The 18,434-nt window shown below is 34.0% G+C and carries 21 protein-coding genes, 1 riboswitch and 1 other annotated feature; of the genes, 10 read left to right on the top strand and 11 right to left on the bottom strand.

Annotated features, from left to right (window positions below):
- Window positions 1-183: 183 nt before the first annotated feature.
- From metG to NST60_RS20885, 3 genes are all read right to left on the bottom strand, one after another.
- The gene (gene metG / locus NST60_RS20875) at window positions 184-1,827 is read right to left on the bottom strand and encodes a methionine--tRNA ligase (protein WP_169189686.1); all 1,644 of its coding nucleotides are present in this window, start codon (window positions 1,825-1,827) and stop codon (window positions 184-186) included.
- Between the two features lie 133 nt (window positions 1,828-1,960).
- Window positions 1,961-2,215 (bottom strand) — a binding site (T-box leader).
- A 106-nt stretch (window positions 2,216-2,321) separates the two neighbouring features.
- A complete protein-coding gene (locus NST60_RS20880; protein ID WP_016203905.1) occupies window positions 2,322-3,080 on the bottom strand; it encodes a class I SAM-dependent methyltransferase in 759 nt (252 codons plus the stop codon).
- A 173-nt stretch (window positions 3,081-3,253) separates the two neighbouring features.
- Entirely contained in the window at window positions 3,254-3,637 is a 384-nt protein-coding gene (locus NST60_RS20885; protein WP_016203906.1) for a PH domain-containing protein, read from the bottom strand.
- A gap of 175 nt (window positions 3,638-3,812) precedes the next feature.
- Here NST60_RS20885 and NST60_RS20890 point away from each other — a divergent pair, with 175 nt between their 5' ends.
- From NST60_RS20890 to NST60_RS20905, 4 genes are all read left to right on the top strand, one after another.
- Window positions 3,813-4,136: an ArsR/SmtB family transcription factor gene (locus NST60_RS20890; protein ID WP_016203907.1), complete on the top strand. Its 324-nt coding sequence runs from the start codon at window positions 3,813-3,815 to the stop codon at window positions 4,134-4,136.
- Window positions 4,137-4,163: 27 nt separating this feature from the next.
- Window positions 4,164-4,394, top strand: a complete 231-nt coding sequence (locus NST60_RS20895) for a hypothetical protein (protein ID WP_101731041.1) — start codon at window positions 4,164-4,166, stop codon at window positions 4,392-4,394.
- 11 nt (window positions 4,395-4,405) lie between these two features.
- Entirely contained in the window at window positions 4,406-4,633 is a 228-nt protein-coding gene (locus NST60_RS20900; RefSeq protein WP_016203909.1) for a hypothetical protein, read from the top strand.
- 94 nt (window positions 4,634-4,727) lie between these two features.
- A complete protein-coding gene (locus tag NST60_RS20905) occupies window positions 4,728-5,444 on the top strand; it encodes a DUF3298 and DUF4163 domain-containing protein (protein WP_169188708.1) in 717 nt (238 codons plus the stop codon).
- A gap of 487 nt (window positions 5,445-5,931) precedes the next feature.
- Here the strand turns inward: NST60_RS20905 and NST60_RS20910 are convergent, their stop codons facing one another.
- A complete protein-coding gene (locus NST60_RS20910) occupies window positions 5,932-6,444 on the bottom strand; it encodes an HAD family hydrolase (protein ID WP_169188710.1) in 513 nt (170 codons plus the stop codon).
- Window positions 6,445-6,746: 302 nt separating this feature from the next.
- On the opposite strand from NST60_RS20910, the gene NST60_RS20915 reads away from it, so the two are divergent.
- From NST60_RS20915 to NST60_RS20935, 5 genes are all read left to right on the top strand, one after another.
- Window positions 6,747-7,073 carry a hypothetical protein gene (locus tag NST60_RS20915; RefSeq protein WP_016203912.1) on the top strand — a complete coding sequence of 109 codons (327 nt, stop codon included), beginning with the start codon at window positions 6,747-6,749 and terminating at the stop codon, window positions 7,071-7,073.
- Between the two features lie 566 nt (window positions 7,074-7,639).
- The gene (locus tag NST60_RS20920) at window positions 7,640-7,822 is read left to right on the top strand and encodes a hypothetical protein (RefSeq protein ID WP_016203913.1); all 183 of its coding nucleotides are present in this window, start codon (window positions 7,640-7,642) and stop codon (window positions 7,820-7,822) included.
- 92 nt (window positions 7,823-7,914) lie between these two features.
- Complete coding sequence (locus NST60_RS20925) at window positions 7,915-8,790, top strand: LysR family transcriptional regulator (RefSeq protein ID WP_169188711.1); 876 nt, start codon at window positions 7,915-7,917, stop codon at window positions 8,788-8,790.
- Between the two features lie 163 nt (window positions 8,791-8,953).
- Entirely contained in the window at window positions 8,954-9,325 is a 372-nt protein-coding gene (locus NST60_RS20930; RefSeq protein WP_169188712.1) for a CidA/LrgA family protein, read from the top strand.
- Window positions 9,322-10,014: an LrgB family protein gene (locus NST60_RS20935; protein WP_169188713.1), complete on the top strand. Its 693-nt coding sequence runs from the start codon at window positions 9,322-9,324 to the stop codon at window positions 10,012-10,014. The genes NST60_RS20930 and NST60_RS20935 overlap by 4 nt, the downstream gene beginning before the upstream one ends.
- Before the next feature lie 175 nt (window positions 10,015-10,189).
- Here NST60_RS20935 and NST60_RS20940 read toward each other — a convergent pair whose 3' ends face one another.
- Window positions 10,190-10,393, bottom strand: coding sequence for a cold-inducible protein YdjO-related protein (locus tag NST60_RS20940; RefSeq protein ID WP_198013216.1), 204 nt, complete (start codon window positions 10,391-10,393; stop codon window positions 10,190-10,192).
- 456 nt (window positions 10,394-10,849) lie between these two features.
- Here NST60_RS20940 and NST60_RS20945 point away from each other — a divergent pair, with 456 nt between their 5' ends.
- Window positions 10,850-11,140: a DUF6509 family protein gene (locus NST60_RS20945; RefSeq protein WP_016203918.1), complete on the top strand. Its 291-nt coding sequence runs from the start codon at window positions 10,850-10,852 to the stop codon at window positions 11,138-11,140.
- Window positions 11,141-11,196: 56 nt separating this feature from the next.
- Here NST60_RS20945 and NST60_RS20950 read toward each other — a convergent pair whose 3' ends face one another.
- The 6 genes from NST60_RS20950 to NST60_RS20975 form a co-directional block, all read right to left on the bottom strand.
- On the bottom strand, window positions 11,197-11,592 hold the full coding sequence (locus NST60_RS20950) for a hypothetical protein (RefSeq protein ID WP_016203919.1): 396 nt from the start codon (window positions 11,590-11,592) through the stop codon (window positions 11,197-11,199).
- A gap of 271 nt (window positions 11,593-11,863) precedes the next feature.
- Window positions 11,864-12,064 (bottom strand): cold-shock protein, encoded by a 201-nt coding sequence (locus NST60_RS20955; protein ID WP_016203920.1) that lies wholly within the window; start codon window positions 12,062-12,064, stop codon window positions 11,864-11,866.
- A 167-nt stretch (window positions 12,065-12,231) separates the two neighbouring features.
- Entirely contained in the window at window positions 12,232-13,692 is a 1,461-nt protein-coding gene (locus NST60_RS20960; protein WP_224428288.1) for a DEAD/DEAH box helicase, read from the bottom strand.
- Between the two features lie 757 nt (window positions 13,693-14,449).
- Complete coding sequence (locus NST60_RS20965) at window positions 14,450-14,650, bottom strand: cold-shock protein (protein WP_016203922.1); 201 nt, start codon at window positions 14,648-14,650, stop codon at window positions 14,450-14,452.
- Between the two features lie 311 nt (window positions 14,651-14,961).
- Entirely contained in the window at window positions 14,962-15,798 is an 837-nt protein-coding gene (locus NST60_RS20970) for a bifunctional 5,10-methylenetetrahydrofolate dehydrogenase/5,10-methenyltetrahydrofolate cyclohydrolase (protein WP_341100066.1), read from the bottom strand.
- A gap of 43 nt (window positions 15,799-15,841) precedes the next feature.
- A riboswitch (ZMP/ZTP riboswitch) is annotated at window positions 15,842-15,925 on the bottom strand.
- A 719-nt stretch (window positions 15,926-16,644) separates the two neighbouring features.
- Complete coding sequence (locus NST60_RS20975) at window positions 16,645-18,300, bottom strand: glycerol-3-phosphate dehydrogenase/oxidase (RefSeq protein WP_101731033.1); 1,656 nt, start codon at window positions 18,298-18,300, stop codon at window positions 16,645-16,647.
- Window positions 18,301-18,434 lie beyond the last annotated feature (134 nt).

The following is an 18,434-nucleotide window of genomic DNA, read 5'->3' on the forward strand; positions in this document are numbered from 1 at the left end:
ATGCTTTATAAAAAGGTTAAAAACAAAACAATAATACTTTTTTATTCGATAGCTGCTAGCCATTTTCCTGTATCTTTCCTGAAAAAACAGCAATTTTCTACAGCGTATTCGATTTACTTCATTAAACAAAACATCCCTTTTCCAAGAATTACTGGAAAAGGGATGTTATTAGTAAAAGAACATCTAGTCCTTATTTTTTGCTCCTTCTAGCAATATCTGTAGCTCTTCTTCTATTAGTTCTACATCCAATCGCTCAAAGAGTGGGATGACATACTTTATTTCAGGCGGAAGTGTTTGTTGCTGCTTCCATTCCACTTTTCTAATCCCTAACATATCTCTAATCTTGTGTGTGGAGAACGGCACAAAAGGTTCTAAAAGCTGTGCTAAATTTACAATTATATAAGTACAATTGGCTAAAGTAATTTCCCCAGCCACTTTTTCCGTTTTCACTTGTTCCCACGGCTTCTCTTGATCAAAATATCGATTGGCATAACGAATGTAAGAAAAGATTTCTTCTAGTGCTTTTTTTACTTTTCCTTTTTCAATCCATTGACCTGAGCTTTGATAAACTTCTTCCGTTACAGCAATAATGCTTTTGGAAACCTGTCTTTTCGGAATCTTACCATTGTACGCTTTTTGAATAAATTTCAATGTCCGATTTACAAAATTCCCATATGCTCCTAATAATTCACTATTATGGCTATAAATAAATTCTCGCCAAGAAAAGTCAGTGTCTCTTGCTTCCGGTGCATTAATGGTCAAAAAATAGCGTATGGAATCAGGATTATATTTCTGCAATATATAGGGGACCCAAACAGCCCAATTTTGGCTAGTCGATAACTTCCTTTTTTCTAATGTCAAATATTCGCTGGAGATGATATGTGTTGGCAAAGATTTTCTCCCTAGCCCGAGCAAAATACTGGGCCAAATAACCGTATGAAAGGGAATATTATCTTTTCCATGTACATAATAAGAAGTCGTTTTGTCATTCCAATAATCTTCCACATTAAGACCTGTCTTTTTACAAATCTCGATACTTGCAGTTAAATATCCCGAGACTGCCTCAATCCAGACGTAAATCTTCTTGCCTTCAAAGCCCTCTAGCGGGACATCAATCCCATTAGGTAAATCCCTAGTTACTGCTCTGTCTGGAAGTCCTTCTTGTAAATATCGTTTCGTTAAGGCAAGTGCATTTTCGCGCCATAGCTCCTTATCTATCGCTTCTTTTAAATAGGATTCCATCTCCTTTTGAAACTTGCTAAAAGCAAAATAAAAATGGTCTGTTTGTTTAATTACTGGCTCCTCACCACAAATTTTACATCGCTTTTCCTTTAATTCAAGAGGATCTAATATGCTTGAGCAATAATCACATTGGTCGCCTCTAGCTTTTTGTTTACAGTGAGGACAAATTCCTTCTACAAAACGGTCAGGTAAAAACTGATTATCTTTTTGACAATAAGCTTGCTCGACCGTTTTTTTGTACAAATACTGATTCTTTAATAAGGCTAAAAAAATCTCCTGAACCGATTGATGATGATGCCAAGCATCTGTTCTTGTATAAAGATCATAAGAAAAGCCTAGCTGCAAAAAACATTGGTGAAATTCTTGGTGGTATCGATCGGCAATTTCTTGAACAGTGATATGTTCTTGCTGTGCTCGAATGGAAATTGGTGTACCATTGCAATCACTTCCGGAAACATAAAGGACATTCTCTCCTTTTTGGCGAAAATATCTTGCTAAAATATCTCCAGGTAGTAATGCTGCCACATGTCCAAGATGTAAAGAGCCATTTGCGTAGGGCCAAGCGCCTCCTATTAATATTGTCATCATTATTCCTCCCAAATAATTTGTCTAATTCGGCTGCCTACAATTGAATTTGTCTGCATCTGTTCAAAAATACACTAGCGAATTTAATTCCTCCTCTCTTTAAAACACATAAAAAAACGCCCTAATCTAAAAAGATTAGGACGAGTTTACCCGTGGTACCACCTAGCTTCGCAAACAATTTGCACTATTTGCCTCTAATCAGTACGTCTTCAAAAAGAGATACTGCTGCTGTTATAACGAGTGCCTATCTCGTCGTAGTCTACTCACTTATCGTTTTCGGTACGAAGCTCAAAGGTCATTTTCAATAAGGTTCATTTACTTCCTTTCCACCATCGGAAGCTCTCTATAAAATACTGCCTTATTTACTTTTCCTTATCAACGCCATCATTTTTATTAAGGTTGATTGTAATTTTTTCTTCATTAATTGTCAATATGTTTTTAAATTAGATTACTTCCCGTTAAGAGTGGATAAACCAGTTTTCTTCCCAAACACCTTAAATGATAACGCCTACATAAACATGTAAGTCATTCGGAACTAAAATGGTTCCATCTTTACTATACTTTTCAAATAAGTATCCTAATTTCTCAACAAATTCATCATACAAAAAGTCATCTTTTTTTGGTGCATAGGAAGCGGATAGGTTTCTGCCAATAAAATATTCTTTGCTCATTTTTAATGGATTTGATACAGCATAATGTTCGTAACCATTCGTAAAAAATTGCTGTAAATCCAAATGATCAATATTAATTCCACCACTAAATCCTTGGAAATTTGGACAATATTTTTTTGAGATTTCTGCTGTTTCTTTGTTTAACTTACTCGTATGGTCTCGACTATTCCAAATAAGCATCACATAGCCATCATTCTTCAAAATACGTTCACATTCATTTTTAAAAGCAGCAGTATCGAACCAATGAAATGCTTGAGCAACCGTTATTAAATCAACACTATTTTCAGAGATGCCAGTATTTTCGGCAGAAGCATTTATACAAGTTACCTGTTGTAGCCCTTCCATTCTTTCTTTTAAAATGGATTGCATATCATTATTAGGTTCGACCGCGATAATTTCTGTACCAATACTAGCAATAAGTTCCGTAAAAATACCCGTACCCGCTCCCACATCTGCAATAACAAAATGATCTTTGCTACCGATATACTCTGTAATAAGCTCCGTCATGAAATGTTTTGGATAACCTGGACGATAACGGTCGTATAATGCGGACTTCCCTGTGAATTTCGCTTCTGAATTCATTTTATTCCCCCTCATTAAAACAAATTCCCTTCCTTCTCCCCGCATGCACTAATCTTTTATCCTATTCCCACTATACTAAATAAATATTCCACAAAGAACATTACATTCCTTCTATATTTTTTTGGAACAGTCCCGTATCGGTTTATTGTAGTTACAGAACTGTTCCTTTTGTATTATGCTTTTGCTACATAACTTGCGAGTGCTTTTTGCACTTCATATATGCTGCTGTCTTTTTTAAACTGTTTGGATATAGCTGGCAATTCTGCCCCTGAAATCCAAACTTTTAATTCAGCATCTAAGTCAAAATGACCTGCTGTTTCAATGCTAAATCGAGAAATACTTTTATATGGAACAGATAAGTACTCGACTTTTTTTCCTGTCAATCCTTGTTTATCAACGAGAATTAACCGTAAGTCAGTGAACACAATCAGATCTCTTACTAATTTATATGCTAACTCAATTGTTTCACTTGACCCAATTACCTTGCTTAATTCCTTTTCTAATTCTTTTACGTCTGCTGCACTTGCATTCCCCATTAGCCCATTTAAAAAACCCATTTTATCAGCCTCCATCTTCTTTTATTTATGTACTGATTAATTACTTTAAAAGTTTCATTTTCTTTTTGCTAATTCAAACTTAATTATCCTCTTTCTACTCTTTCTTTGCAAAACATAAGATATTTTCCAATTAGTCTCTTGTTTTTTAATTACACCTGTAATAAAATACTTACATATGGAACATATAAAAAACGGAGACCAATTACTACTCGTCCTGGAAGCATTATCTAATCCTTATCGATTAAAAATTGTCGCCATCTTGCAAAAAGAAAGAAAATATGTCAGTCAGTTAGCACGAGAACTAGGAATCAGTAGACCTTTGTTATATTTACATCTACAAAAATTAGAAAACGCAAAATTGATTAATGGACATCATGAAATTTCTGAGGATGGAAAAGCAATGAAGTACTATGAGTTAATTCCATTTTATCTTCCTTTAACAGAAGAACTAATAACAGACTTGGCTGACAGTGTCACGATTAAGAAAAGAAAGGAATAGTAATCAAATCATTTAGGAGGTAATTAAATGGAGATATTCGGTATTATTAATATCTTTATCATCCTACTTCCGATTCTTCTCATACTTGGTTTTTTATTTTATCTGGCGAGATATATGAAGAGAGCGGAAGCACGTGCAGATGAAAAGCTAAACATCGAAAAAGAAAATGTAGCGTATCAAAAAGAACAGATAGACACACTGAACAAAGTAAAAGAAAAAATTGTCAACATTGAAAAAATGTTAAACGAGACAAATTAAGGGAGAAAAAAATGAGCTTAATTTTTTTAGCTTTGCCAACCTTAATCCTTTATATTTTCATTCCATTGCTTCTTATTTTTATCACAGTACGTTTTCTAAAGCGTAAAGAAGCAAGAGCGATTGAAAGATTAAAGGTAGAAAAAAACAGCCTTTCTATTCACAAACAGCAAATGACGATTATAAATGATTTAAATGAGCACCTACAATCTATTGAAAAAACGCTAAAAAATGTGGAATAATCTACATGGTTTAGCGTTTTTCCAATTATCACCATACATATCCATTCACATTAGTAAGAAAATAGTACTAATACTCGGAAGAATGGAGAATTATATGAACAAGCAAGCGAAATTACTTATTCAACTAATTATTGTTATGCAGATCCTTATCCTTTCAATTCAACCGCTATCTGCCTATGCAATAAAAACACCAAATGTTGTCATGACAAAACAATACAAAAATCTAGAGAATTTAAAATATCCATCTCTTGTTAGTGCGCCTAATAATATAGCGCAAAACAAAGTTAACAAAATTCTTTTTCGACATATTCAAGACTCCTATAATCGATATGAAAAATTAATGAAAGATATGGTGAAGATAAAAAAAGAGCCCATGTGTAAAGAATCACCAGCAACATGCCAATATGAGTATATTACTAACTACCAGGTTAAATATAACAGTAACAATAAATTGAGTATTTTATTAAGTGATTACCAATTTACTGGCGGTGCACACGGTAATACTGTTATCACGACATATAATTTTGATCTTAAATCAGGGAACCAATTAACATTAGACGACTATTTCTCCTCAGAGGTAGAGTATGAGAAGGTAACAAATTACGCATTGGCATATATGAAAAAACGTCCCGAAATTTTCTATTCCCATCCTTCGGAATTTACTAATTTTAAAGTAACTAATCAGACAAACTTCTATTTAGCTGACAAAGGGATTGAATTAATATTTCAACAATACGAAGTGGGTCCATATTCTTCTGGAAACCCTACAATATTAATCCCTACTTCTGTATTCAAAAAGAATAATCTTTAAATAAAGAAAACTTCCATCAGTAAGGGTTTTCCTTATCAACCAAGGATGATTTGTTACATTCCGATTGAGCTGAAAGTCATACTACCCCTTAAGAGTAGGATAAAGAGGCTGGGACATAAGTATTCCAGCCAAGGATAATTCCGAACAATTATACGAAGATGCTAATGAATGTTCCGTATAATTGTTCGGGCTTTTATTTGTTTTTCAAAGGATGTTTCCATGAAGTTTGGTGCGATTCCCCGCAGCCGGAATACACTTCGCTTTCCATGGGGCTCGCGCTGAGCCGCTTCGGCCTGTGGCCTGCAGGGTCTCAGACTGTCTCGCTAATCCCATAGGAGTCTTCGTGTATTCCGGCTGCTCTGTTTTTCCAACTAATTATATTTCCTCTTGTAAAAAGTATGCGAAAGCAGCCGCTATTTACTAGCTATATTAGAAATTGTTCGTCTTTACAGAGTATCTATTTAGTTATGTCCCATCCTCCTTTTCTTTATTTATTTTTTCTTTGTCTTTCTATTTCTGCTTTCAACCGGCCTTCTGGAGCAAAATCTTTTTCCCAATTTGGCGGCTTAATAATTTTCCCATCTTCTTCTCTGAATCTTGGTTTACCATCTTCAAATAACTTTCCCATATTTGCCTCTTGCACAATTTGGAAAAGGGCAAATGGTTCTACCCCAGCAATGACAAAACTTCCTTGATTAAAATACTCTACATCTGTTAATGCATCCATTTGTGCTACTAATTTATCATCAATGGGTTTCTTTTCTGTAAGTATTTTATCTGCTGCTTTGTTTAATCCCGTTAAAAACTGTTCATATAATACTTTAAACGTATGTTCGTCTCCTTCTGCCGTTGCATATAAAAATTCGACCAATTCCTCTCCTGTCCAAACAGCTCGATTAACAGCTGTTTTTTCATCAATAGCAGTAGGCTTTGTTCCTACTACATGGCCAAATGCTTCATGAAAATCTTTTACCATATGATACATTTTATTATTATCCATTATTTCTCCTTTTTGTCACACTTGTTTTTCTTTCCTTTTCATTATTACTAGAAAAAGGACAAGTTAAATTTATAAAAACTATTGTACCATTAGATTCGCTTTTTTGTGGAGTTTTTACGTAATTTTATAGTTAGATAGCCATTAACTAATAGTAAAAAAGCCTTATCATCACATTCTCTGAATCTTTTATATAACACCTTTGAAACACTAGAAAACAAAGCATTTTCAAATAGTGTAAAAACACCAATTTACTACTGTTTAATAGCCTGTTATAATACTAGAGGGAAAGAGGTGTATGATCAATGGAGATATTTAGTATTCAAGAATTAGAAAAAGTAATACGTCATGTCGAAATTGAAGGACAAGGGGGAATTTTTCAAGAAGAAACAGGCAAACAGCCAAAAGATTACCCGAAGGAATTCCTTGGTCGTATCGTTAATTACATTACTGATCATCAACTAATTAAGAAAATCCAGAAATTAAGCGATGATGAAGCACTTCACTTATTTGTGAAATCAGTTTACGTAGTCTGTATTAAGGATTTACATAGTTCTGATGACATCCAAGAACAAACTCTTGTGGAAAAAGTCTTTTCTGACTATTTGAAAGAAACATCTATGGCTCAATAAAATATTAGCAATTATAATTATATCGAAGCATAAAAAAGACTAGGATGCAGTCCACCCTAGTCTTTTATTTTTTTCATTTTGTTTGCGTGGTTTGGTGCGGTAAAAATTACTATATATCAATTCTGCATGATTTTTTTTATAGAGATTTTCGTACTTTTTGTGCGCGATTAAGTTATCCTTCCAATTATGCGTAAAAATTATCTTGTCTTTTGACTCGTGAAAAATGCTCATGATGTACACACCTTTCTTAAGTTGATAATCTATCTATACCACCTTCCTATTAGGTTTAAACCTAAAATCCTCCTCAAAAACAAAAAAAATAAGAATAATAAGTATTTCTATACTCATTGGAGGTTACTTTTTGGACCTTTAGGGAAGAGTTTCATTACCTTGTTCCTGCTCTTCTTGCTGGAGTCTTACTGGCCGTTAGAAATGGGATAATCTTATGGCAACTGTTAGATTTAACAAATTCGATAAAAAAGAATTCTACAATAGTTGTACTTCCCTCTTGATTTGCGTAAAATAAGTAATTAGTTAAATATATTTTTAAAGACAGGAAGTTTATTATGACAAAATTTGGTTGGTTTTTAACGTTAATTGGTTTTCTCGCAATCTTAGGTAGTGTTCTCTATCCACTTGATCTTATAAGCAAGCAAACTTTATTAATCCTTCTTTTTGGAGGAGCTGGTACTATGTTTATCGGATCGATGATCAGAAATTTATCCCTACTGAAAAAAATACCAAAATAACCATTTTCCAGGCATTTAAACAGTATATATAAGTTGGAAGGCTGTCTCTTAAAGTGAGACAGCCCTTTTCCATCATAAAAGGAGGAATACAATTGGAAATAAGACAGCTGCATTATTTTGTAGAAGTTGTTAAACAAAAAAATATGACAAAAGCTTCTGATAAACTTCATATATCCCAGCCTGCTCTAAGCAAAGCAATCAAAAGTTTAGAATCAGAAATCGGTTTAACTTTAATTCACCGTTCCAATAAAACCCATGAGCTAACGGATGCTGGTTCTGTTGTTTTCGAATATGCACAAAAAATCATTGCCCAAGTAGAAGAAATGTCATTTACCCTGCACGATATGACGAATTTAACGAGAGGTAATATTAATATTGGCCTCCCGCCGATTATCGGTAGTTTATTTTTCCCAAAAATAATCGCTGCCTTTCATAAAGCATATCCGAACATCCAAATTAATATTAGAGAGTATGGGGCTGCCAAAGTTGTTAAAAGTGTCGAAGAGGGTGAATTCGAGATGGGTGTTGCGGTACTTCCTTTAACCGATGATTCCTTTCATATTTTTCCCCTTGTAAAAGAAGCGTTGAAATTAATTGTACCTGAATCTCATCGGTTTGCAAATAGAAAAAAGGTTCATATGAAAGAATTAAAAGCAGAGGAATTTATTTTCTACAGTGAGGAATTCGCTTTGTATGAAATAATGAGACGAAAATTTATTCAAGAAGGATTTGAGCCAAACATTATTTTTAAGAGCTCCCAATGGGACTTTATGGTTGAGATTGTTGCCGCAAACCTGGGAATTTCGATACTTCCAGAATCTATTTGCAATCGAGCAAACAATAATCAAGTACGATTTATTGACTTAGAACCAGTAACGAATTGGGAACTGGTGATTATAACTAAAAAGGATCGGTATTTATCTGTAGCTAGCAGAAGATTCATTGACTTTGTTCTTAATAATGAATGAATTCCTTTCCCGTTCGATTAGAAGCTACCCATTATAACTTTTAGTTATATTAACTATAATAAGTATGTATTTTACGAATAGCAATGATAAGCGTATGATATTCATATAGCAAAGAGGATGGAAGCTTTCATTCCATCAAATGAATATCAGAAGGTGATTGCTTTTGAAGAATATATTGATAATCGCTGGTCAAATCTTATTCCTTCATATTTTTTTGTTTATCGGAATAGCAATTAAGTTGATCGTAACTATACCAATTCCCGCTTCAATGATCGGATTGATAGTCCTATTTGTTGCATTAAAACTAAAATTAGTAAAAGTAGAATGGGTCGAAAAAGGAGCTGCTTGGTTATTAGCGGAATTGTTGTTATTTTTCATTCCATCAGCTGTCGGAATTGTTAATTACAATGAAATTCTAAATATTAAGGGAATTGAAACAGTATTACTTATCGCAATAAGCACATTTATTGTAATGGGGGCTACCGGATTTACTGCTGAAAAAATTTACAATAGAAAGAGACGTTTTAGCAAATGATGAAAATAATTATTCTAACTGTTATCACTTATATGCTTTATCGTATAGCCAAAGCATGCTATAAAAAATGGAATATACCATTATTTCATCCATTGTTAATAACTCCATTATTGCTTATCTTGTTTATTACTGTCTTTCGTATACCAGCAACAACTTATATGGAATCAGCACAGCCATTAACGCACTTATTAGGACCTGCAACCATTGCTTTTGCTGTGCCAATTTATAAAAATTTACATTTATTAAAGAAATACTTTTCCATTATTATTATTAGTGTTACAACGGGTACATTGGTTGCAATTATTTCTTCTTATTTATTATCGATTTTAATTCGTTTAAACAGTGACTTTATTATGAGTATTTTACCTCGTTCGATAACTACTCCTATCGCCATTGTCGTTTCAGAAGAAATTGGTGGTCTTCCAACATTAACAACGATATTTGTGATTATCACTGGTGTATTAGGAGGAATTATCGGTCCCTATGCAATAAAATGGTTATCCCTTCGTTCTCCGATTGCCAGAGGTTTAGCACTCGGTATGGGAGCACATGGAGTCGGAACATCCAAAGCGATGGAATTCGGAGAGCAAGAAGCAACTTTCTCAACGTTAGCAATGATTTTGGCTGCATGGATTACTGTCTTGTGGGGAACTTCATTAATTCCATTAATGCTTAGCTTTACTGCATGATAAAAAAGCAGAGAAAATGAATATCATTTTCTCTGCTTTTTTTAATAAGATGTATAATATTGCAAAAAAAAAGACCTCTCCACCATTGGATCTGACCATACAAGATTCACCAAACGATTATTTCTATCGAATGGAAAAATCTTGTGAGGTCCATCCTTATTGGAAAATTCCTCTTTTATTTTGAATATATGCTATTATTATTAACTACTTGAAGTTCTCTAGTTGTTTGTACCATTTCACTTCCGCAGATTGGGCACTTTGGTGTCTCACTGCTTTTGAAATTATCACGAATCCAACACTTACAAGTTTCTGAAACACAATCCCAAACCACCACTTCTTCTTTAACAATTTCTTCATTATTTCTTCTACCAAATCCCATTGCCAAATGAAGCACCTCCAGGAAGCTAATTTTTTGTTAATAGCTATGTTGTTCATCATTCATTCTATTCGCAAATTAATTGCTTTTGCGAAAACTAAATACTAGGTTGAACAGCCATAGACTTTAACACCATAAAAAAATAAAAAACACTTGTAAACCAGAGAAAACAATAAAAAATCCCTAAACAAGTGCCAAACAAAATATAAATCAAAACTAACAACTAGTATTAAATATAACATAAAATAATAAAGAAGTCAAACTTTTCATTATGCCACACTTCATATATCTATTGCAAATATTATTTCAAAGAAATTTTCTAACCTAATTCTTTTTCACACAATTGGGTTTTTTAAGCTTTAAATCAATACAATTAGCTATTCCTTCTTTTATATGATATTATTTTCAGAGTGAAAACACTATTAGGTTGTATGGTAAGAAATATTGGAGGTTTAGGTAGTGAATATTAAAGAATATACAATTGAGGAAATCAAAGATCCTACCGGTATCTTAACTGGTAAAAGATACGAGTATTTCCTGACTGTCGAGTTCGATGAAGAGGATGAATTAGCGGTTGAAGATCATTTACAGATAAAAGTTCTTTTTTCTGTAGACGATAATGGATCACGTATATTGAATTATCATTTTTATAATAGCTTGGAAAATAAATATTTGGATTACGGCTTAGAAGAAGACGAATTAGAGCAAATACAAGCATTTTGTAAGGAGCATTACTTAGAAGAAAATTAAAGAATCAAAAAAGCTGAGAAGGATAATACCCCACTCAGCTTTTTTGATTTGTAAAATTAAACTTCTACTGTTTTTCCATCTTCCACAATATGATGCATTAAATGAGCAAGATAATGAATAGGACCGAATTCTTCTTCGTCTTCGTCCTCATCCTCTTCATATTGTAAATCATTTAAGTGCAAGGCAACAAATTGATAAAAATCTTTTAGTTGAAAACTAAAGCATGCAGTTGGATCTTCCTTCTCTTCTTCATACTGAAGAACTAAATATGATTCTTTTCCAGTCTCATCCTCAGCATCAAAATAAATAAAGAATCCGATATTTGTATCTAATTCAAATAATTGTCTCGTTCCACCACTTGTCACACGATTAAAATCGTCCTCGCTTAGTTTTTGAACAATCATTTGATCGACTCCATCTTCCGCATGGAAATGCACTGTAAATTCTTTCATGTTAAGCACCTCTTTCTATTCTCTATTATTTTAAACAATTACAGTTCAATTAGCAAAGACAAACCTTTTATAAGAAAAGGCTATTTTCTAAAAGATTGTTGTTTTTTCAACAGGAGAAAAGAATTAATTGGAAAAAATAGAGCAGTCGGAATACACGAAGACTCCGAAAGCGAAGTGTATTCCGACTGCGGGTAATAGCGACAAACTTTGCGAAAACAGCATTTTAGAAAACATACAAAGAAAAAGAGCCCCCATGGACTCTTTATTACAATTATGGTTTTGTCACATTTACAGCCTGTGGTCCTCTGCTACCTTCTTCTATATCAAAGTTAACTTCTTGACCTTCATCTAAAGTTTTGAATCCTTCTGTTTGGATAGCTGAAAAATGTACAAATACATCTTCTCCACCTTCCACTTCAATAAATCCAAATCCTTTTTCAGAATTAAACCATTTTACTTTACCTGTTGCCATTTTTTATTGCCTCCTAGATTTAAATAACAAGGATATATTTAAAATACCCTTCGTTTAACTAGTTTACCCATTTTGTTTCATTTAAAACGAGGAAAATAAAAATTCCTCGTTTTAAATGAAACCAAGCACAAGTCAGAAAAGAATAGCAACAAGAATAATGAAAATAATTATTTGCTTCTATTACGATTTCTAGGTCTTCTTTCACCTGAAGCATTTGGGCGTTTTCTGTCATATCCGCCGCGTTCTCCTCCACGATCAGAACGACGTCTGCGATTACCGCCACCACCAGAACGATTATCTTTCTTCTTCGAACGTAATGGTTCAACAGCAGTTAATCTAACTGGTGTAGCATCTGGTTCTTTCGTTAGAAGCTTTAATGCTGCTGCAAGTAATGTTACCGAATCTGTTTCTTCTAATAGCCCTTCTGCAACACGCTTATATTCTGCGTACTCATTCTCTTCTACTGTTTTTGTAATTTTATTAATGGTAGCTTGTTGGTTTCCAGCTAATACATCTGTAAGAGAAGGAATTGGTTTTTTAGTCATTGATTTCTTCGTTACATTTTCAATAATACGTAAATGATCAAGCTCTCTAGGAGTAACAAATGTGATAGCAAGACCTTTTTTCCCAGCGCGTCCTGTTCTACCGATACGGTGAACATAACTTTCAGGGTCTTGTGGAATATCAAAGTTATAAACATGAGACACACCACTAATGTCTAATCCTCTAGCCGCAACATCTGTAGCAACCATTATATCAATGCTTTGTTCTTTGAAACGGCGGATAACTTGGTCACGTTTCCCTTGTGGAATGTCACCATGTATTCCTTCAGCAGAATATCCACGTTTAATTAGACCTTCCACTACTTCATCTACACGTTTTTTTGTACGACCAAAGACAATCGCAAGCTCAGGTGACTGAATATCAAGTAAACTACATAATACATCAAATTTTTGACGTTCTTGAACTTCCATATAATGTTGTTCAATGTTTGTTACTGTCATTTCTTTTGCCTTAACTTTTACTACTTCAGGCTCAACCATGAATCTTTCTGCTAAGCTTTGGATTCTTCTCGGCATTGTCGCTGAGAACAATAATGTTTGACGTGACTCTGGAGTTTCACTTAAGATTCTTTCGATATCTTCTATGAATCCCATGTTAAGCATTTCATCTGCTTCATCAAGAACAATCATTTTTAAATCTTGCAAGCGAATTGTTTTCCGTTCAATGTGGTCAATTAAGCGGCCTGGTGTAGCAGCAATAATTTCCGGTTTCTTTTTTAATCCGCGAATTTGGCGGTTAATGTCTTGTCCACCATATACCGGTAGAGTACGGATTCCTTTTACAGAACCGATACGGTTTAACTCTTCTGCTACTTGGACTGCTAATTCTCTCGTTGGTGCTAGAACTAAACCTTGTACAGCTTTACCAACTTCGATTTTCTCAAGTAAAGGGACACCAAATGCAGTTGTTTTACCAGTACCAGTTTGTGCTTGTCCAATCATATCTTTTCCTGATAATGCAATCGGAATTGCTTGAGCCTGAATTGGTGTTGGCTCTTCGAATCCCATGTTTGATAATGCTTTTTCTAAACTATTACTTAATTTAAAATCTGAAAAAGTTGTCAATACTTTTTCCTCCTTAATAATTGTACTCCGTTGATTGATATTACCTTAGAATATAGGGCCAGAAATGTCGCAGGAAGGATCTTTATCATTTAATAAATGAATGGATTCCACTAATTTAGCGCATGATTACTCTTTATTATAAACCTAAAAACATTGCCCTATTATAAGGGACATTATTTGTTTAGAAAATACCAACCTAGAGTGTATTGTTTTATTTTGTTATAAATATATACTCTCCATTTTATTTCACTTTTTTTCATTTTCCAAAACATTAAGGTAAATAGGATCAATTAAAAGCCTTTATACCATACTTTAGTGGGAAATTGTGTGGTTTTTTAACGGATGAATATAATGAAGTTGATGGAGAATTTTATATAAATGCTAAGTTAATTATCAGATCACAATTTAATTATTTTATTGCTTTCATTTTAAAAATAAACTGTTTTCGTAAAGTTTGTCGCTATTACCCGCAGCCGGAATACACTTCGCTTTCCATGGGGGTCGCGCTTGAGCCTCCTCAGCTTCGCCTCCGGGGTCTCAGACTGTCTCGCTAATCCCCGTGGCGTCTACGTGTATTCCGGCTGCTCTATTTTCCAACTCATTCATTTTCCCGATAAAAAAACAATTCTTTAGAAAACAGCCTAAACATAAAATATATAACAAAGCTTTTATAGTATTATCCTTATAAAAAAGTTCAAGTAAACATCATTAAAAAAGGTGATGCATTTTGAAAGGCATCACCTTTTTTGATTGTTTATTAAGCTTTAGTTACGTTAGAAGCTTGTGGTCCACGGTTACCTTCAACGATTTCGAAAGTTACGTCTTGGCCTTCTTCTAAAGTTTTGAAACCTTCTGTTTGGATAGCAGAGAAGTGAACGAATACGTCTTGACCTTCAGAAGACTCGATGAAACCGAAACCTTTTTCTGCATTAAACCATTTTACTTTACCTGTGTTCATTGTAAAACCTCCAAAAATGTGTTACACACTAAGCACCTAATATAACTTTTAGGAATCGATACGTCATTCAACATGAAAAAGCCATAGTTGGAATGATGTAGAAGAAAATCGCCTACATACATTGCAGCTACGACCACCTTATCCTTAAAACATATACCGAACTTAATTGCGTTACATTTATAATATAATTTTATTCCCTTTTTGTCAATAGCGTTTTCAAAACTTTAAGTGATTCATTCTTTAAGAAAATTAAAGGGATCAATGTAAAAACAAATACATTTCATTCTACCTGAACTAAAAATCTCCTTAGATTAAATTGATTCCGCAGAGTCAACTGTATGTTTTAAGAGCATACTAATGGTAACTGGCCCTACTCCTCCAGGAACTGGTGTAATAGCAGCAGCCTTTTCTAAACAAGCTTCGTAGTCCACATCACCAATATTACCTTTATTATAGCCTGCATCCAAAATAACTGCACCTTCTTTAACCCAGTCACCTTGAATAAAGTTTGGTCTTCCCACAGCAGCAATAACTATATCTGCTTGTCTTACATGATCTTCGAGGTTCACGGTTCTAGAGTGGCAAGTTGTTACAGTCGCATCTTGATTTAATAACAGGGCAGAAACTGGTTTTCCTAATATTGGACTGCGACCTACAACAACCGCATGCTTTCCACTAACTTCCACCTCATAATGATCGATTATTTTCATGATTGCAGCTGGCGTACAAGATGGATATTTACCAAATCCAAGAGCAGTTTGACCATATCCAAAGCTAGTTACCCCGTCCACATCTTTTTCGATATCAATTGTTTCAAAAGCTTTTCGTTCATCTATATGACTTGGTACCGGATGCTGCAATAAAATACCATGTACATCTTTATCCTTATTTAATTTATCAATCGTTGCTAATAATTCTTCTGTTGTTGTTTCTTTGTCTAATTCAATTTTTCTTGATTCTATTCCAAGTCTTGCACATGCATTACCCTTCATTCGTACATAAGTAGCCGATGAGGGATCGTCTCCAACTAATATTGTAGCCAAGCAAGGAGTTATTTCTTTTTCCTTTAGAGCACTAATTCTTCCTTTTAATTCTTCCTTTACTGCATTTGCTACTACATTTCCGTCTAAAATCAATTTTTCCGACATGTATATACCTCCTGGTAAATTATAAAAAGAAGTGCTTTTTCTGCTCTTCTGCCCAGACGACCGGCTATACATATACACAGCTCCCATATGGTTATTTCCATTTATGTCGTCAGTTACTATGTATTGATAAGTACCTTTGTATCATATCATAGCTCGATTTTAATTGAAATAAATTTTCCGATCATTTCAATTATCATGAACGAAAAGTATCGTCTTTTTCTAAGTAATTGAAAAAAGGATCTTCTAAACTTTAATAAACTCAAGTTTAGAAGATCCTATCACAGTATCCATTATAATGAATACATCTTTAGCTATGCATATATTTAAGGAAATACACTTAAAACTAAAATTGGTGTAAATGCCTAAAACAACGAAAGCCCTACCTCTCTTTCATCCTTACGGCTCCTAGGCCGTGCCAGTTTGAATTTAGGGTGAATTGTGCAGAACACAAAAATACATTTTTGAAAAAATAATGGAAGGATTAATCCGCATTAGGAAGGATTTTAAATGTGTTTTTGAAGATAAATGGAGTGTAATTGTTTTGAATGCTCTTATATAGTTGTTCCGTATACTTATAAATTTCTTGTTACCTTACACATAATTCTACAAAATTCTGTTAAACCTCAAATACATACAATAAACATCATAGCGCAGAATTAGATTGGAGTCAACATTTAGTTTCCCTATTTTTGTAAAAATGTTTATTTAATGGTTGCTCGAGCCATGTTTTCTAAAAAGCGAAGTGTATTTAGCCTGCAGGCTGAATACACTTCGCTTTCCATCAATAACTTTGGAAAAATGAATGATAGAAAGAGAAAAGAATTTAAGTAATTTTTTCTATTTACATTATCCTTCAAATGGTACTGTTGCTTTGTGAATTTCTGCTTCTAGTTCTACTGTTAAAGTATTGATTCTTTCATCGTTCCAGTTATAATAATCTGCCATATAGTTAATTACAGACTCTTTTACTTCTTTCACTTTATCGATATCGAAAAGCAACATTCCTGTACGTCTTAACAATACGTCTGTTGGTGTCATAGCAAATTCGTATTCTATTGCATAAAGAATTCTTGCAAGAAGAACTGGTGAAAGCTCTTCATTTTTTGCAAGTGATTCTTTTGCAAGTTCATATAGAATCGGAGCATTGCTGCCATATAATTTTGCAATTTTTTCGGCATCTACTTTGGAGAGACCCGCTTCCACTCCCTTTGATACTACATCTTTAATATAGGTGGAATAACCACTAGAACCACCAACGTCACCACCTGAGATGGGTAAAGATTTAGTCATGCATTTTTTATATGTTTTCCCAGTATTCTCTTCCAGTCTAACTGCAACTAGATTAACAACTGTTTCGGCCATTTTGCGGTAACCAGTTAATTTCCCTCCAGCAATGGTAATAAGTTTACTTTCCGACTCCCAAATTTCATCTTTTCGTGAAATTTCGGAAGGATCTTTTCCGTCTTCCAAGATTAATGGTCTAACTCCCGCCCAGCTTGATTCTACATCTTCCGCTGAAACAGATACAGATGGAAACATAAATTTAATTGCTCCTAAAAGATAATCCCTATCTTCTTCAGACATGGAAGGATGGATTGGATCATCACTATAAAAAGTATCGGTCGTTCCGACATATGTTTTCCCATCACGAGGAATCGCAAAAATCATTCTTCCATCAGGAGTATCAAAATAAATCGCTTGTTTCAGCGGGAAAACAGATTCATTAATTACTAAATGGACACCTTTTGTGAGTTGAAGTGTTTTTCCTTTTCTGCTTCCGTCAATAGTTCTTAATGTATCTACCCATGGCCCAGTAGCATTAACAATTACATCTGCATAAATAGGATAAACTATATCCGTTATTAGATTTCTTACTTCCACACCTTCTACCTTTCCATTTTTATCATATAAAAAGTTTTCTACTTTTGTGTAATTAATGGTCGCTGCCCCATTTTCTACTGCTTTTTTCATTACTTCTACTGTCAAACGACTATCATCTGTACGATATTCAACATAATATCCGCCACCTTTAAGACCATCTTTTTTTATTAATGGCTCTTTCGATAGCGTTTCATCTTTTGAAAGCATTTTTCTTCGTTCAGACTTTTTTACGCCTGCAAGAAAATCATACACTCTTAAACCAATATTTGTTGAAAATTTACCAAAAGTTCCATCTTGATAGATAGGTAGTAACATCCATTCTGGTGTAGTTACATGTGGCCCATTTTCATAAACAACTTCCCTTTCTTTCCCTACTTCTGCTACCATCCTCACTTCAAATTGCTTTAAATAGCGTAGTCCTCCGTGCACTAATTTTGTCGATCTACTTGAAGTCCCTGCAGAGAAATCCTGCATTTCTACAAGTGCTACTTCCATTCCTCTTGTTGCTGCATCTAAGGCTATCCCTGATCCAGTTATGCCTCCACCGATAACTAGGACATCAAATTTTTTATTTCTTAATAGTTCTTCTATTTTCTCTCTACTACTTGGTTTTTTTTGCAAAGTAAAAACCTCCCTATAAGTGAACACCTTGTTGGTTAATTAAATCTCCATCTTTTAAAAACAGCAATATACGTTATCAATCTGCCATTTAAGTAAACAAAAAGAGACCACAAAGCTACATTACCATTATGATG

The organism is Niallia sp. FSL W8-1348 (genome assembly GCF_038006745.1).
Lineage (GTDB): Bacteria > Bacillota > Bacilli > Bacillales > Cytobacillaceae > Niallia > Niallia alba.

Bases quoted from the DNA above. Each gene is read 5' to 3' on its own strand.
- metG (WP_169189686.1), bottom strand. From the start codon at position 1,827: ATGACAATATTAATAGGAGGCGCTTGGCCCTACGCAAATGGCTCTTTA.
- NST60_RS20910 (WP_169188710.1), bottom strand. From the start codon at position 6,444: ATGGATAATAATAAAATGTATCATATGGTAAAAGATTTTCATGAAGCA.
- NST60_RS20895 (WP_101731041.1), top strand. From the start codon at position 4,164: ATGGAGATATTCGGTATTATTAATATCTTTATCATCCTACTTCCGATT.
- NST60_RS20915 (WP_016203912.1), top strand. From the start codon at position 6,747: ATGGAGATATTTAGTATTCAAGAATTAGAAAAAGTAATACGTCATGTC.
- NST60_RS20965 (WP_016203922.1), bottom strand. From the start codon at position 14,650: ATGAACACAGGTAAAGTAAAATGGTTTAATGCAGAAAAAGGTTTCGGT.
- NST60_RS20950 (WP_016203919.1), bottom strand. From the start codon at position 11,592: ATGAAAGAATTTACAGTGCATTTCCATGCGGAAGATGGAGTCGATCAA.
- NST60_RS20955 (WP_016203920.1), bottom strand. From the start codon at position 12,064: ATGGCAACAGGTAAAGTAAAATGGTTTAATTCTGAAAAAGGATTTGGA.
- NST60_RS20890 (WP_016203907.1), top strand. From the start codon at position 3,813: ATGGAACATATAAAAAACGGAGACCAATTACTACTCGTCCTGGAAGCA.
- NST60_RS20900 (WP_016203909.1), top strand. From the start codon at position 4,406: ATGAGCTTAATTTTTTTAGCTTTGCCAACCTTAATCCTTTATATTTTC.
- NST60_RS20880 (WP_016203905.1), bottom strand. From the start codon at position 3,080: ATGAATTCAGAAGCGAAATTCACAGGGAAGTCCGCATTATACGACCGT.
- NST60_RS20940 (WP_198013216.1), bottom strand. From the start codon at position 10,393: ATGGGATTTGGTAGAAGAAATAATGAAGAAATTGTTAAAGAAGAAGTG.
- NST60_RS20970 (WP_341100066.1), bottom strand. From the start codon at position 15,798: ATGTCGGAAAAATTGATTTTAGACGGAAATGTAGTAGCAAATGCAGTA.
- NST60_RS20885 (WP_016203906.1), bottom strand. From the start codon at position 3,637: ATGGGTTTTTTAAATGGGCTAATGGGGAATGCAAGTGCAGCAGACGTA.
- NST60_RS20935 (WP_169188713.1), top strand. From the start codon at position 9,322: ATGATGAAAATAATTATTCTAACTGTTATCACTTATATGCTTTATCGT.
- NST60_RS20920 (WP_016203913.1), top strand. From the start codon at position 7,640: ATGACAAAATTTGGTTGGTTTTTAACGTTAATTGGTTTTCTCGCAATC.
- NST60_RS20905 (WP_169188708.1), top strand. From the start codon at position 4,728: ATGAACAAGCAAGCGAAATTACTTATTCAACTAATTATTGTTATGCAG.